We start from the raw sequence: 15695 nt of genomic DNA, 5'->3' as shown, positions 1-15695 counted from the left end.
TTTTATTGTACATAATTTACAGATACTTTGAAAAAAACAGCAATGTATTTTGTAATTCTTTGCTGTTTTTTGGAAAGACAGATTACTGGATTATTGATTAATAAATTCTACTGCTTTTTCAATTAGTGGATCCTCATTATTTCGGATGGATTTTAAGGTCTGTTTGACCTGAATATCAATAGAAATACCTGTTCTTTGGGTCCCTTTTCCATTGGGGTAATATACTCCCAGTCCACTTATTGAAGTGCTTACTCCGGCAGGAAGAAGTATTTTGGAAACATCTCCGTCTGCACCTGCTGTTTGAGAACCTATCACGACAGATTGGGGAGCTGTGCGTAAGGCCATCACAATGAATTCTGATGCGCTTTGTGTCGTTTCATCCACTAGAATAGCGACTTTACCTTTGTAATAATTACGGTTTGTTTTACCAATTTTTGCAGTTCCATTCACCTCAAATTTTCCGGGATGTTGTAATGATGTTGCTTTAAATTGAGCAAATTCTTTGGAGGTAGGAAAAAAATAATCGGAAAGGATAAGGGTTGAAAACTCTTTAGGATAACATCGGAGATCAATGATAATTCCTTTTTTATTCATGAATTGCTTCATCACCGTATGAATCTCCTCTTTTGTGATGACAGCAGGATAGATATACCCGATATTATGATCCAGTTCTTTGTGTGTCGGAATACTTTTTTCCAGGATTAGATCCTGACCGGGAATTGTTTGTAAACTGATATCTGAGAATTTTCCATTGTTTTGTTGTAGGGTTATGACAATATCATTTTCATTTGTTTTGAGAATGATACTGCTGATATCTCTGAGAAGTGCTGCTTTGTTGGAAGCAGGTATATATTTTGCTTTTTCAGCCAGAAGATCATTTACTTTTTTGTGGTTGATCTCTGTGATAATATCTCCAACGGCAAATCCCGATGCTGTATTTTGTTTACTGATGTCTGTGATGACCAGCTGATCACCAATAAATCGGGTTTTCAAAGGGGCTTCATTGATGCCGTAAAATTCATCAATAACACTTCCGAAATCGTAAATGCCGGCATGCGTGTCATTGATCTCTTTAGTAAGTTCCAGCAATGCCAGTTTGTAATTGAGTTCATCATCGGTATGAACTATTTTCGGAATGTAATCTTTCAAAACAAGATCCCAGTTTTTTCCTATGATGTCTTTATAAGGGAAGAAATAATTGATGCTATTCCAGTAACGGAATAATGCTAGAAGTTTCATCCCGTCATCGTCCCATTTCATACGCGGATAGGATTCTTCATTTTTAAATATCGGATTTCCTTCATTCGGAACCCAATCAATATAATAATTTTCTTTGATATCTGTTTTTATACCGGTACTGAAAGCTCTGCTCCAGCTGTATAATAAGGCGTCAAAGTTTTTAGAATTTATATTGGGTAGAAAACGGAATAGCTCATAATCCCAGTTGAGATTTCCTTTTGAATTTTCCGGGCTGTGATACTTCAAATATCCCCACGTTTTCCCCAACTGATATAGGTTATCGATTTGTTGTTTATTGAGACTATTAATTCTGAATTGAGAATCGAGAAAGAATTCATCGGGAGATTGGGATAAGTCTTGAGGTGAAAGTTCTTCAATATTCTTTCCGTCTATATAAAGTTTGAATTGAGCAAACAAGGCTTTACCTTTTCCTTTAAGAAATCCACCCATCATAATTTTATTGGAGGCTTCAGGTATAATAGCGGTGACCGTGTATTTTTTCCAATCTGCAGTTCCGTTGAGGTTTTCAGTTTTGATGTTTTTTGATTCAATTTGAATTTCCTGTTGATCTTCAAAAGTTATAAACAAGCCTGCGGAGTTTTCCACATTTTCTGTTTTGATATAGCCTTCGAGTGTTACTTCTTTTCCTCGGTAACTGTTGATCAGAATATAGGCCATTCCTCCTGTATGGTCAGTCGTATCAGATTGAAGACTTACCGATTTTTTCCCTGAGTGATATAGGGAAGTCTCTATTTTTACCTTGTTGTTTCCCCAGCTGAACCAGCCGTCAGATAATAGATGATTTCCTGTTCTTGATTCAAACCCGAAATTATAATCTTTACTATTTTGAGATTGGCAAGAGATTGATAACAGCGTAAAAAATATGAGGTAAAAAATGTTTTTCATATTCAATTAAAAGAGGGTGGTACACAAATTTAACAGAGACAAAAGTTAAATATATGCAGAGTTTCCTGGTTTTGTTTTTTCAAATATAAGCTTTTGTTTTTATCCATATATGCCCCCTGTTTTTAATAAAAAAGCACAACTGAAAAGTTGTGCTTTTTATTATCTTAAAATTCAGATCTTACAATCCGAACATTCTTGCAAAAAGGTCAGGGAAGATTCCCAGAATGATAATTGCTGCAATGATAACTACCGCAACAATGTTGTAAGTAAGCGTTACTTTTTCTGATGACTTGAATGTAGATTCTTTAAAGAAGAACATTGAAATGATCAGTCTTAAATAGTAAGCAATAGATAGGGCAGAACCTAATACGGCTACCAATACTAAGAAAGCAGCACCGTTCATCGCTTGGGAGAATAAAGCAAATTTCCCCATAAACCCAGCTGTTAACGGTACTCCCGCCATTGAAAGCATAGAGATCGCTGATGCTGTCGCTAATAAAGGTTCAGTTTTTGCCAATCCTTTGAAGGCTCCGAAAGAGGTTTCTCTTTTTAATTTCTCTACCCAGATCAGACACATGAAAACTCCTACTGTAGATAAAGAATATGCAAATAAGTAAAAGGCAAGGTTATACGTAGAAAGGCTTGTCATTCCGAAGAATACCAATCCGATATATCCTGCGTGAGAAACTGAAGAGTAAGCTAACATTCTTTTTGCATTCGTCTGAGCAAGACCCATAACGTTTGCCAATAATAAAGTAATGATTAAGAATACTCCTAAAACATTGATCCATTCATGAGTAACTCCGGCGAAACCAAGAGTCATCAATCTGAAGAGCGCAAAGAATCCAGAGATCTTTACCACACTTGCCATGAAAGCGGTGATCAATGATGGAGAACCTGCATATACATCAGGGCTCCACATGTGGAAAGGCGCTAAAGCTACTTTGAATGCCAATGCACAAAGGATCAGTAATACTCCTAAGATGAACATTACATTCCCTGAGTTGGCTACTCCGAAATCATGGATCTTATACAGATCAAAACTTCCAGCACTTCCGTAGATGAACGCAATACCGAACAGTAAGAAACCTGTTGCAAATGCACCCATTAGGAAATATTTGATAGAAGCTTCGTTTGATCTCAGATCAGTTTTGTTAGCTCCAGCCATTACATATAATGGAATAGAAAGGATTTCAATACCCAGGAACATCGTTACCAGATTCTGGTATCCGAAAAGGATAATCCCTCCACATAATGCAAATAGCATCAATGCATATAATTCTGACTGGTGGCTTCTGTGGTTGCTGAATGCAAAACCTCCCAGGAAGAATAATAATAATGTTGTTACGATTGAAATTTTAGTGAATAACGCCGTATTGTCACTGTACTCATACATATGCTTGTAATGGTCGAAGAACGCACATTCAGGCATAAAACTTACGTACAATGCGATGATTAATCCTAAAATCCCAATGTATCTTGCGAATTTTCCTTGTTCGAAAACTCCTGAAAATAACGCAATAACTGCCGTTAGGAAAACAATAATTAAAACACTCATAATATAGATTTGAGATGTGAGATCAGAAATTTAAAGTTGCAAGTTTCAGGTTCAATAGGCTCCTGTCTCTCCTCTTTTACGCTTCTTAATCTCTTAATTTTTTAATTTTTAAATCTTTAAATTCTTAATTAGCCATTGCTGTGTAGATAAACTTCACCGAACTACCCACCATGTCGATTACCGGTTGTGGGAAAATACCAAGTAAAATCACAAAAACCGCTAAACTTGCCAATACAGAAAATTCTACACCGGATAAATCTTTTGCTGTACTTAAAACGGCTGCATCTCCTTCTCCGAACATTGCTTTTCCGTAGAATCTCAATAAATACACTGCACAAAGAATTACCGTAAGACCAGCAATTACTGCTGCTGTTCCGTTAAAATCATATACTGACTTTAATAGAATAAATTCCCCGATGAATCCATTAGTTAATGGAACTCCCATTGAACCTAATATAATGATCAAGAACAATACAGCAAATTTAGGAGCTACTTTAGCTAAACCACCCATTTGTCTGATGTCTCTTGATTTAAATCTCTTGTATAAAATATCACAACAGTAGAATAATCCTACGACGTTGATCCCGTGAGCGAAAGTCTGTACCAAAGCTCCTTCTGCTCCTTCTACATTGAAAGTTCCTCTAAGAGTAACTACTGCAGAAGCAAAGATCCCGGCTACCATCAGTCCTACGTGAGAGAAAGATGAATAGGCAATGATTCTCTTCATATCCGTCTGGATAATAGCAATCAAAGCTCCGTGAACAATTCCTACGATAGCAAGGATGATCACGATCTGTCCTGAAATTCCTGCAATCGGAAGAGGAGTGATGGGCAGTAAATAACGCATTACACCATAGATTGCCATCTTAAGCATGATCCCGGATAACAACATCGATCCTTGAGTAGGAGAGTAGGTATAGGTATCAGGCTGCCAGGTATGGAAAGGGAATACCGGTAATTTCACTGCAAATGCAAAGAAGATAAACCAGAATACCACAGTCTGTTGTGTTTCGTTCAGTTGTGCATTGTATAGATCCGTTAAAGCGAATGATGCAGAGTGGTTGTACACATAGATCAATCCGATTAACATAAATAAAGATCCAACGAATGTATATACGAAGAATTTCGTAGTGAATTCAAACCTTTTATTTTCTTGTCCCCAAAGTCCGGCGATAAACCAAATTGGAATCAATGTTACTTCCCAGAAAATGTAGAACAACAATCCGTCTAAAGAAGTGAACACTCCTATAAGACCGAACTGCATCAACAGAATCAATCCGTAGAATGTATTTCTGTAGTTTACATTTTCATTGAAAGAAGATAAAATAATAATTGGAGCCAGAATATTGGTCAATAATAAAAGAAGCATACTCATTCCATCGATACCGAAGTGAAGAGAGCTCTTCATAAATTGTGACCATGGATAATTGATCTCGTGCTGCAATACACTGTCTACTGTCGGAGTAAAATCAAAATCCGAAAGTATATAGAATGTTACAAGCATTTGTATCAATGCAATTCCAAGCGCCAAATATTTGCTGGAATTACTCTTCCATGCAAAAACTAATCCCGAACCTACTAGGGGTAATAGTAATAATGTTAATAATAAACAAGACATTATTATTGTAATAAAAAGTTAACAATTAATATAATTCCCACCGCTAAAGACATGATAAGGATATATGTCTCTACATTTCCGTTCTGTACACGCTTCATAGCTTTACCGCTGTCTTCAGCACCATCACCTACAAAGTTCACAAAACGGTCTAAGATACCCTTATCAAACATTTTTCCTCCGCGTCCTAATCCTTCAACAGTTTTTACAATCAATGCGTTGTAAAGTTCGTCAATATATAATTTCTTAGCAGAAAGCTTTTCCCATCCGGTGTAGTTCTCTTCTGCAATAGCCATCTTTTTCTTACTTACATAAGTATTTCTAACGATGAACCATACGGTAAAGAACATAAGCACTGTAGCTGCTAATAAGATCATTTCAGTATTGAAAGGTACTCCGGAAAGAGTGGCTTCCATCTGGCTGTAGCTTTGTTCCGTAAGAACAGGCTTTAACCATTCCATCAGTTTGGCATAATGCCCGTGCCCGATGAAGTGTGGCAGGTTGATAAAACCTCCGATTACAGAAAGAATAGCCAATACGATCAATGGTAATGTCATATTTGACGGACTTTCGTGTAAGTGGTGCTTTTGTTCTTCAGTACCTCTGAATTCTCCATGGAATGTAAGGTAGTATAGTCTGAACATATATGTTGCCGTAATTGCTGCTAATACAAATAATATGACCCAATAGATTGGATTTTTTGCAAAAGCTGCTACTAAAATTTCGTCTTTAGAGATCATCCCTGATAATAAAGGGAAACCTGAGATGGCTAACGTTCCGATCAGGAATGTAGCGTGTGTAAGAGGAATATATTTCTTAAGACCTCCCATGAAACGCATATCCTGTTCGTTGCTCATTGCGTGGATTACTGAACCTGCACCCAAGAATAATAAAGCCTTGAAGAATGCGTGTGTCATTACGTGGAACATGGCTGTTGTATATGCTCCAAGACCTAAGGCAATGAACATAAATCCAAGTTGTGAAACTGTAGAGTATGCCAATACTTTTTTGATGTCGTTCTGACGAAGTGCATAGAATCCTGCTAAAGCAGCAGTCAAGAACCCGATCAGTAAAATTCCTCCCTGTACTGTAGGTGCTAAAGTAAATAAGAAGTTTGATCTTACTACCAAATAGATCCCTGCAGTAACCATCGTTGCCGCGTGGATCAACGCTGATACAGGAGTTGGTCCGGCCATCGCATCCGGTAACCATGTATATAAAGGAACCTGAGCAGATTTACCGGTAGCACCGATGAATAAACTCGCTGTGATAAAGATGATCACTGTTCCGTCTAATTCAAATTTTGAAGCATTTTCTGCTACAGAAAGATAATCTACAGCGTTTGTCTGAGAGGCAATCATAAAGATACCGATCAACAAAGCAAGGTCACCAATTCTGTTCATGATGAAAGCTTTTCTTGCTGCTTTACCGTATTCTTCGTTAGTATACCAGAATCCGATCAACAGGTAAGAACAAAGACCTACCCCTTCCCATCCGATGAATAAGATAAGGTAGTTGCTTCCCATCACTAAAAGTAACATAGAGAAGATGAAAAGATTCAAATAAGTAAAGAACTTGTAGAACCCTTTATCATGACTCATATATCCGATAGAGTATAAGTGGATCAGTGAACCGATACCCGTAATGATCATCACCATCATTAAAGAAAGCTGATCGATCTGGAATCCAAAATTGATTTGAATACCATTTACTCTAAACCATTCAAAAGCTTTTACGATTACAGGCTGGCTTTCAGAATTGAAATTCATAAAAAGACTTACAGCGATACAGAAAGATCCGAAAACCATTGCTGTAGCCAAAGATCCCACCAATATTTTTGGAAGATTTTTCCCGAATAAACCGTTAATAAGAAACCCTAAAAGTGGTAAGAGTACTATTGCATATACTAGATTCTCCATTCCTATCCTCTTAATTTATTAAATATACTTACATCTACAGAACGGGTGTTTCTATATAGCATTGCAATAATTGCCAGACCTACCGCTACTTCAGCAGCTGCTACCACCATAATGAAGAAAACTAAAAGTTGTCCGTCGCCGTTGCCTTTGTACGCTGAAAAAGCTGCCAATAAAAGGTTTACAGAATTCAGCATAAGCTCTACACAGCCCAGAATCACAATAGCATTTTTTCTAAGCAATACTCCCATTACTCCCAGACAGAACAATACTGATGAAAGAATGATGAAGTATTCCAAAGGGACGCTTTGTATAAAAGTATTTACTTCTCCCATAATTTTATAAATCTTTTTTACCGATTAATACCGCGCCTACAATACCTGCCAGAATTAGGATGGAAGCAAGCTCAAACGGTAAAACATATTCATTAAACAAAAGTCTACCCAGATTTTTCGTAAGACCAACACCTCTGTCTACATTTTCAACCACAATATGGTTGTCTTTTACTCCTCTGAAAACGCCTAATACTCCTACTAAAAGAATACCTGCAGTAAAAACTCCAACAAATTTTAAAGTATTGTTCTTCTTACTTTCGTCTCCTTTATTAAGGTTAAGCATCATTAAGATGTAAAGGAAAAGTACCATGATAGCACCTGCGTACACTATAATCTGGATAATTGCCAAGAACTGTGCATTCAAAAGAATGTACATTCCCGCAATTGAAAACATCGTAACAATCAATGACAGAATAGCATATAAAGGATTTCTTGCAAATACGAAGTAAACCGCACTTGCCACTGCTAAAAACGCCACCAAGAAAAATAAAATCTGATCCATTATTTTACCGCATTTTTTTGTTTCTCGGATTGTCTTGTCGTGATATCAATCCTTTCATTTATTTTTTCAACTAATTTATCTTTTCCATAAATGAAAGAACCTCTGTTGGTTTCTACATCTACCAATCTATCGGTAAGATAGATCGCAGATTTAGGACAAGCTTCTTCACACATTCCGCAGAAAATACATCTTAGCATATTGATTTCATATACTGAAGCGTACTTTTCTTCCCTGTAAAGACCTTTTTCCTCTTTAGTTCTTTCAGCAGCAGTCATCGTAATGGCTTCTGCAGGACAAGCTACCGCACAAAGTCCGCAAGCTGTACATCTTTCTCTGCCTTCTTCGTCTCTTTTCAGAACGTGCTGGCCTCTCCAGATGGTAGTTCTCGGTTTCTGTACTTCCGGATACGAATATACTGCGGGAGCACCCTTTATCACGGTTCTTACAGCATGCTTAAATGTAATCCCCATTCCTGTAAAGATTGCAGGCAAGTAGATTTTTTCAGCAAGGGTCATTTCTTTATTGGAAACAACTTTTGATCTGTTTGTAAGTTTCATTTATTTAATTTTTTTAGGCTGAACTTGTATCCAGCATTAAAAATATATTCTTATCTCTTAGTTTGCAAATGCTAAAATTACAGCTCCTGTAATTAGTAGGTTTACCAATGCCATTGGAATTAATGTTTTCCATCCCAAATGCATTAACTGATCGTATCTGAATCTTGGAAGCGTCCATCTGATCCACATGAAGATCAAAATTCCGATTACAGTCTTCGTTAAGAATGCTACAACACTCAAGATCCCTGCAGCGTTCTCGCCCCAGTTCTGAGTTACCCATTCAATACCAGGATAGTTGTATCCTCCGAAGAAAAGAACCACCATAAAAGCATTAGAGATAAACATGTTCACGTATTCCCCGAACATATATAAACCTAATTTCATGGAAGAGTATTCTGTAGAGTATCCTGTTACCAATTCAGATTCACACTCAGGTAAATCGAACGGGTGTCTGTTGGTTTCTGCTAAAGCAGCTACAAAGAAAACAAGGAAAGCGATCGGCTGGTAGAAAATATTCCAGTTCATACCGGAAACCCAAGGAATTACTCCCCATAATTTTCCAGTAGTCTGGCTTTCAGTGATTTCTTTTAAATCTAAACTTCCTGTCATCATAATGATAGAAAGAAGTGCTAATCCCATTGCCAATTCATAAGAAATCATCTGAGAAGAAGCACGGATAGCACCTAATAATGAATATTTGTTGTTCGAAGCCCAACCTCCGATCATAATTCCGTAAACCCCGATGGAAGCCATTCCGATGATGAAAAGTACACCAACGTCAATGTTAGCAACCTGAAGATCAAAAGAAGTACCTGCGATATTTAAACTTTTACCCCAAGGAATAACAGCTCCTGTAATCAATGAAATAAACATTACCAAAGCAGGTCCTAATACGAATAGGAATCTTTCTGCATTGGCCGGCGTAAAGTCTTCTTTAAAGAAAAACTTTCCACCATCAGCAAGAGGCTGCAGCAATCCGAAAGGTCCAGCTCTGTTAGGACCAATTCTATCCTGCATGATAGAGGCAACTTTTCTTTCTGCCCAGGTAGAGTAGGCTGCAATCGTTAACGATAGCAGGAAAAGTGCTAGTACAAGTATAAGTTTAAATGTAAGTAAATCCATTTTTATTTTTATAGATGTTAGAAGTTAAATGTTGGAAGATGGGAGCGGGAAGATAGAAGTTATTGTCTTCAATTTCTCAAAATCTCTCATTTTCAAATTAACTAATTATCAAGTTTTCAAATTTATTGTTCGTCTTTTTCACTGATTTCTTTAGCCATCGGATTGTCTAAAACTCTTAGCTCATCTTTAGGCTTTTCATAGTGGTTCAATGAAATTACAGAGTGTCTGTCGATATGTCTAGGACCTTCGATGTTCCAGTCTGATAATTCTTTTCTTTCGAAACGGCATGTATCACAGATGAATTCTTCTACTTCACCCCACTGGTCTTTTCTCGCAGTTACTCTTACCACTTCATCTCCTTTCATCCATACTACAGCTTTTCCAGAACACTTATCACATTTACATGTAGCATTCATTGGTTTTGTGAACCAAACTCTGCTTGTAAAACGTGCTGTTCTGTCTGTTAATGCTCCTACAGGACACACGTCAATAACGTTTCCGATGAAGTCATTATCTAAAGCTTTATTTAAATAAGTAGAAATTTCCGCGTGGTCTCCTCTGAAAAGAATACCGTGCTCTCTTGTTTCTGTAAGTTGATTAGCTGTCAATACACATCTTGCACAAAGAATACAACGGTTCATATTCAATTTGATGTTCGGTCCAAGATCATCAGCTTCGTAAGTATTTCTTTCAAATTCAGTTCTTGTCTGAAGATTTCCGTGCTCATAACCTAAATCCTGAAGATGACATTCTCCAGCCTGATCACAAACAGGGCAGTCCAATGGGTGATTTACCAATAAGAACTCGGTAACGGCTTTTCTTCCTTCCTGAGCTTTCTCAGAACTAAGGTTTTTTACCTCCATACCGTCCATTACATTAGTTCTGCAGCTGGCAACTAATTTTGGCATAGGACGCGGATCAGCTTCAGATCCTTTAGAAACTTCTACAAGACAAGTTCTACATCTTCCTCCACTGGTCTCCAATTTGCTGTAGTAGCACATAGCTGGAGGTACAGATTTACCACCGATTTGTCTTGCAGCTTCCAAAATAGAAGTACCAGGCAAAACTTCAGTAGTCTGTCCGTCTATCGTTATTTTGAATTTTTTAACTTCTTCGCTCATATCGTATGCTTTAAGCTTTATGCGCTAAGCAATAGGCTTTGTTATTTATATTTCTTAGTATTAAATGTATATCCAATTCCTCCTAGAACTTGTCCGAAAACAAAATCCTGGCGGGCTTTATCAGGTTTGTTATTTAATGTAGTTTTAATATCCCACATATTAATATAACCAGCTTTTCCTTCTACTCTAAGCATCCAGTTTTTCCAGAAAACTAAGTTAAGACTGGATCTGATATCGGTTCCCATCCCTGCAACATGAAAACGGTCACTTCTTTCATTTCCAAAAAGTTTTACATTACTTTTCGGAAACATGAACCCGATCCCGGCTCCGTAAGACCATACCAAATCTATATTTTTCTTATGAATAAGATTTTTGTATTTCTCAAGACCTAAATTTTCATAATTTAATCCGTCTGTATGTTCAAAAGTAAGGAACTTCTCATCTGCCAGGTTTACCTGTCCGTTTTGTACCATTCCTGCATATTCAGGATCTGAAATATGTCCTTTAAAGTTAACAGTTTGATTTTGATCCATCACATATTTCATGTGGTCAATCCCTAAAACAAGTGCTAAATTATCTTTAATAAAATATCCTATTCTGAAATTATACTGCGTTACAGTAAACCAACTTGGATCAAAATAAACGATTCCAAATTTTGTAGGCCTGTCCTGTGCTGTTACATTATTCAATTGAAAATCGTATCCGTTTCCAGTAAAGTGGATGTCAGAATTACTATAAGCCGCTCTGTTCCAGCCATAAAAAACGAAAACCTGACCTTTCTTACTTAATGGATTAGGCTTTTCCTTTTTTTCAGCTTTAATCTGCTGTTTCTCACTCGCTACATATGATAAATCCTCTTCAACGGATCTATTATAGTTTGCAGTATCTGTTTTCTTATTTTGTGCAAATACAAAATTCGACATCATTAAACCAACAACTAATAACTTCTTCATTTTAACTAAGCATTTTTTTCAACAGCTGGGATAGGATCTGCATAATGTGCCAATCCATAATTTTGAGTCTGAGACAACTCCGGGTTTTTCACATGCCACTCAAATTCATCTCTGAAGTGGCGAATTGCTGCTGCAACTGGCCAAGCCGCTGCATCACCCAATGGACAAATGGTGTTTCCTTCGATTTTTCTCTGGATATCCCAAAGTAGATCGATATCTTCCATTTTTCCTTCTCCTTTCTCGATTTTTTTCAAAATCTTGTGCATCCATCCCGTTCCTTCACGGCAAGGTGTACACTGTCCACAACTTTCATGGTGATAAAATCTCGCCAATGTCATGGTGTGCTCTACGATACACTGATCTTCATCCAAAACGATGAAACCTCCTGAACCCATCATCGTTCCGGTAGCAAAACCACCATCTGCCAATGATTCATAGTTCATATATCTTGGCTCTCCGTTCACAGTTCTCAACAATAAATTAGCTGGAACAATCGGAACAGAACTTCCTCCAGGAATACAAGCCTTTAATTTTTTTCCGTCTTTAATACCGCCACAATATTCATCAGAATAGATAAATTCTTCTACAGTAATGGTCATATCGATTTCATATACACCCGGTTTGTTGATGTTTCCACAAGCAGAAATCAATTTCGTACCTGTAGATCTTCCTACCCCGATTTTTGCATATTCAGCACCTGTAATATCAATGATTGGAACGATTGCCGCAATAGACTCAACGTTGTTTACCACTGTTGGTCTTTCCCAAAGTCCTTTTACAGCCGGGAATGGCGGTTTCAATCTTGGGTTTCCTCTTTTTCCTTCAAGGGATTCAAGCAATGCGGTTTCTTCACCACAGATATAAGCTCCACCACCTCTCTGAACATAGATTTCCAAATCGTAACCTGTTCCTAAGATATTTTTACCTAAAAATCCTGCTGCTTTAGCTTCTTCAATCGCTTCTTCTAAGATATCCGGAATCCATGAATATTCTCCACGGATATAGATATAAGAAACGTTTGAACCTAAAGTAAAAGATGAGATAAGCATTCCTTCAATTAATAAATGAGGAAGAAATTCCATCAAATATCTGTCTTTGAAGGTTCCCGGTTCAGATTCGTCTGCATTTACGACCAAGTGTCTTGGTACACCTTCTGGTTTTGCCAAAAAGCTCCATTTCATCCCTGTTGGGAATCCTGCTCCACCACGACCTCTTAGTCCTGAAGCTTTTACTTCTTCAAGAATTTCGTCAGGAGTCATCTTCAAGGCTTTTTCAGCTGCAGTGTAACCTCCCTGTTTACGGTATGTTTCAAAGTAGCGAATACCTTCTATATGTGCGTCTTTAAGTAAAAGTTTTTTACTCATTGTTTATTATGCTTTTAGCTATGGGCTTTTGGCTTCTAGCTTTTTTGTAATTATTTAAAAAATTAACTAAGCTTAAATCCGAAATTCAAAATTTGGGATTTAAAATTATTTTAGTCTAAAGCAACTTGTCCCTGTCTGCAAAGATCAAGGATTTCATCTACTTTTTCTATCGTTAAATTTTCATGAAAGAATTTTCCTAGCTGCAGCATTGGTGCATATCCGCATGCTCCAAGACATTCAGCAGGCTTTAATGTGAACATACCGTCTTCAGTAGTTTCTCCATCTTTAATATTCAGTTTGGTTCTGATATGGTCCAGAATTTTTTCGCTTCCACAAACCATACAAGGTCCTGTTCTGCAAACTTCCAAAACATATTTACCCACCGGCTTCATATTAAACATCGTATAGAAAGTAGCCACTTCATATACTTCGATTGGCTGGATACTTAATAGTCCAGCAACATAATCCATCACAGGAACATCTAACCAACCTCCGAATTCTTTCTGTGCTAAGTGAAGTACAGGAAGAAGAGCAGATTTTTGTCTTCCTTCAGGATATCTTGCGATAATTTTATGTACCTGTGCTAAACTTTCCGGTTTAAAAGCTATTGTTTCGCTCATTTTTGAAATTTTAGATTTTAGATTTTAAATTCTAAAAGAATAACGGTCTAAAATCAATTTATAATTTATAATTCAAAATTTATAATTCCATTTATGCGTCTAATTCTCCCGCAATAATATTCATACTACACATCGTTACAATGGCATCTGAAATTACAGAACCTGTAATCATTTCAGGGTATGCCTGATAGTAGATGAAGCATGGTCTTCTGAAGTGAAGTCTGTAAGGGCTTCTTCCTCCATCACTCACAAGATAGAATCCTAATTCTCCGTTTCCACCTTCTACAGCATGGTAAACTTCTCCTTTTGGTACATCTGTTTCTCCCATTACAATTTTGAAGTGGTAGATCAATGCTTCCATTTTACTGTAAACATCTGCCTTTTCAGGTAAATAGAAATCAGGAACATCCGCGTGGAATGGTCCTTCCGGAAGGTTGTCGTATGCTTGGTTGATGATTTTAAGGGATTCCCAGATTTCCTGTTGACGAACCATGAAACGGTCGTAAGTGTCTCCTGAAGTTCCTACAGGAATAATAAAGTCGAAATCTTCGTATGATGAATAAGGCTGTGCAACTCTTACATCGTAATCTACTCCTGCTGCACGTAGGTTTGGACCTGTGAAACCGTAGCTTAAAGCTCTTTCCGCAGAGATGGCTCCAGTACCGATGGTTCTGTCCATGAAAATTCTGTTTCTTTCTAATAAGGTACCGAATTCTTTAAATCTTGCAGGGAAGGTTTTTAAGAAATCTTTCAGTAACTCATGGAATTTAGGAGTGAAATCTCTTTCAAATCCTCCGATTCTTCCCATATTGGTTGTCATCCTTGCTCCACAAATCTGCTCATACATATCATAAATACGTTCTCTTTCGATGAACATATAAGTAAGACCTGTAATGGCTCCTGAGTCCATTCCGGTTACCCCGTTACAAATCAGGTGATCACCAATTCTGGCAAGTTCCATAAGGATAACGCGCATATAGTCTACACGTTTTGGAACTTTAACTCCGATCAGCTTTTCCACTGTCATGTGCCAACCCAGGTTATTAATCGGTGCAGAACAGTAATTCATACGGTCAGTAAGGGTAGTGATCTGAGAATAGTTTCTTCTTTCAGAAATTTTCTCAAATGCTCTGTGGATATATCCTACCGTCTGTTCAGCATGCAGGATTCTCTCTCCATCCATCGTTAAGATGTTTTGGAAAATCCCGTGAGTAGCAGGGTGGGTAGGACCTAAATTGAGGGTATACAATTGTCCGTCAATCTGTTCCTTACTTTCGTACTGGTTTAGTATATTAGATAATGAGTTATCTTTCATAATTTAAATGCTTTAGGCTATAGGCTATAGGCTTTAAGCTTAATGCTTACTACTTATGGCTTATTGCATTATTTTTTATCTTCCGAACATATTATCGTCCTTGTCGGTTCTGGTACCGTCTTCAAGGCGATATTCTTTCAACATTGGGTGGTATCCAAGATCTTCCATATTCAAAATTGGTCTAAGATCCGGGTGTCCTTTAAATTTAATCCCATAGAAATCATACGTTTCTCTTTCCATCCAGTTAGCTCCCGCATATAATTCTGTAAGAGAATCTACCTCTATATTTTCTCTGGACATGAAGATTTTCAGACGTAATCTGAAATTGGCCATCATATTATGCAAATGGTATACAACACCAATTTCCTTATCCGGGAATTCAGGGTAATGAATACCACAAATATCCGTAAGGAAATTAAATTCCAAAGATGAATCTTTAAGATAATGAATGATTTTCTTAATATCTTCTTTCTTCACTTCAACCGTTAGCATACCATAAGGTTCTGAGCTTGAAATGACAGATTCCGGAAATTCTCTTGTGATTGCTTCTAATACAAATTCGTTTGTCATCT

14 protein-coding genes are annotated in these 15695 nt (G+C 37.3%); all 14 read right to left on the bottom strand.

Going from position 1 to position 15695, the window contains the following annotated elements:
* Positions 1–90: 90 nt before the first annotated feature.
* The 14 genes from DBR39_RS03585 to DBR39_RS03520 all read right to left on the bottom strand — a co-directional run bounded on the left by DBR39_RS03585 (position 91) and on the right by DBR39_RS03520 (position 15693).
* The gene (locus DBR39_RS03585) at positions 91–2145 is read right to left on the bottom strand and encodes a S41 family peptidase (RefSeq protein ID WP_124530871.1); all 2055 of its coding nucleotides are present in this window, start codon (positions 2143–2145) and stop codon (positions 91–93) included.
* 178 nt (positions 2146–2323) lie between these two features.
* Positions 2324–3703 carry an NADH-quinone oxidoreductase subunit N gene (locus DBR39_RS03580; RefSeq protein WP_109738746.1) on the bottom strand — a complete coding sequence of 460 codons (1380 nt, stop codon included), beginning with the start codon at positions 3701–3703 and terminating at the stop codon, positions 2324–2326.
* A gap of 124 nt (positions 3704–3827) precedes the next feature.
* Positions 3828–5321 carry a NuoM family protein gene (locus DBR39_RS03575; RefSeq protein WP_124530870.1) on the bottom strand — a complete coding sequence of 498 codons (1494 nt, stop codon included), beginning with the start codon at positions 5319–5321 and terminating at the stop codon, positions 3828–3830.
* A gap of 2 nt (positions 5322–5323) precedes the next feature.
* A complete protein-coding gene (gene nuoL / locus DBR39_RS03570) occupies positions 5324–7237 on the bottom strand; it encodes an NADH-quinone oxidoreductase subunit L (RefSeq protein ID WP_124530869.1) in 1914 nt (637 codons plus the stop codon).
* Positions 7238–7239: 2 nt separating this feature from the next.
* Complete coding sequence (nuoK, locus tag DBR39_RS03565) at positions 7240–7569, bottom strand: NADH-quinone oxidoreductase subunit NuoK (protein WP_089696983.1); 330 nt, start codon at positions 7567–7569, stop codon at positions 7240–7242.
* A 4-nt stretch (positions 7570–7573) separates the two neighbouring features.
* Positions 7574–8071 carry an NADH-quinone oxidoreductase subunit J gene (locus DBR39_RS03560; RefSeq protein WP_124530868.1) on the bottom strand — a complete coding sequence of 166 codons (498 nt, stop codon included), beginning with the start codon at positions 8069–8071 and terminating at the stop codon, positions 7574–7576.
* A complete protein-coding gene (locus DBR39_RS03555; protein ID WP_040996950.1) occupies positions 8071–8628 on the bottom strand; it encodes a NuoI/complex I 23 kDa subunit family protein in 558 nt (185 codons plus the stop codon). The genes DBR39_RS03560 and DBR39_RS03555 overlap by 1 nt, the downstream gene beginning before the upstream one ends.
* Positions 8629–8685: 57 nt before the next feature.
* The gene (gene nuoH / locus DBR39_RS03550; protein WP_124530867.1) at positions 8686–9750 is read right to left on the bottom strand and encodes an NADH-quinone oxidoreductase subunit NuoH; all 1065 of its coding nucleotides are present in this window, start codon (positions 9748–9750) and stop codon (positions 8686–8688) included.
* 122 nt (positions 9751–9872) lie between these two features.
* Positions 9873–10871 carry a 2Fe-2S iron-sulfur cluster-binding protein gene (locus DBR39_RS03545; protein WP_124530866.1) on the bottom strand — a complete coding sequence of 333 codons (999 nt, stop codon included), beginning with the start codon at positions 10869–10871 and terminating at the stop codon, positions 9873–9875.
* A 41-nt stretch (positions 10872–10912) separates the two neighbouring features.
* The gene (locus tag DBR39_RS03540; protein WP_124530865.1) at positions 10913–11824 is read right to left on the bottom strand and encodes a hypothetical protein; all 912 of its coding nucleotides are present in this window, start codon (positions 11822–11824) and stop codon (positions 10913–10915) included.
* Between the two features lie 5 nt (positions 11825–11829).
* On the bottom strand, positions 11830–13188 hold the full coding sequence (gene nuoF / locus DBR39_RS03535) for an NADH-quinone oxidoreductase subunit NuoF (protein WP_103234091.1): 1359 nt from the start codon (positions 13186–13188) through the stop codon (positions 11830–11832).
* A 110-nt stretch (positions 13189–13298) separates the two neighbouring features.
* A complete protein-coding gene (gene nuoE, locus DBR39_RS03530; protein ID WP_034693429.1) occupies positions 13299–13808 on the bottom strand; it encodes a complex I 24 kDa subunit family protein in 510 nt (169 codons plus the stop codon).
* 91 nt (positions 13809–13899) lie between these two features.
* Positions 13900–15123: an NADH dehydrogenase (quinone) subunit D gene (gene nuoD, locus DBR39_RS03525; RefSeq protein ID WP_103234090.1), complete on the bottom strand. Its 1224-nt coding sequence runs from the start codon at positions 15121–15123 to the stop codon at positions 13900–13902.
* A gap of 75 nt (positions 15124–15198) precedes the next feature.
* The gene (locus DBR39_RS03520; RefSeq protein WP_124530864.1) at positions 15199–15693 is read right to left on the bottom strand and encodes an NADH-quinone oxidoreductase subunit C; all 495 of its coding nucleotides are present in this window, start codon (positions 15691–15693) and stop codon (positions 15199–15201) included.
* Positions 15694–15695 lie beyond the last annotated feature (2 nt).

This window comes from Chryseobacterium sp. KBW03, from assembly GCF_003852415.1.
GTDB lineage: Bacteria > Bacteroidota > Bacteroidia > Flavobacteriales > Weeksellaceae > Chryseobacterium > Chryseobacterium viscerum.
The sequence above is the reverse complement of the archived record's forward strand: the minus strand, read 5'-3'. Positions and strand labels throughout refer to the sequence as shown.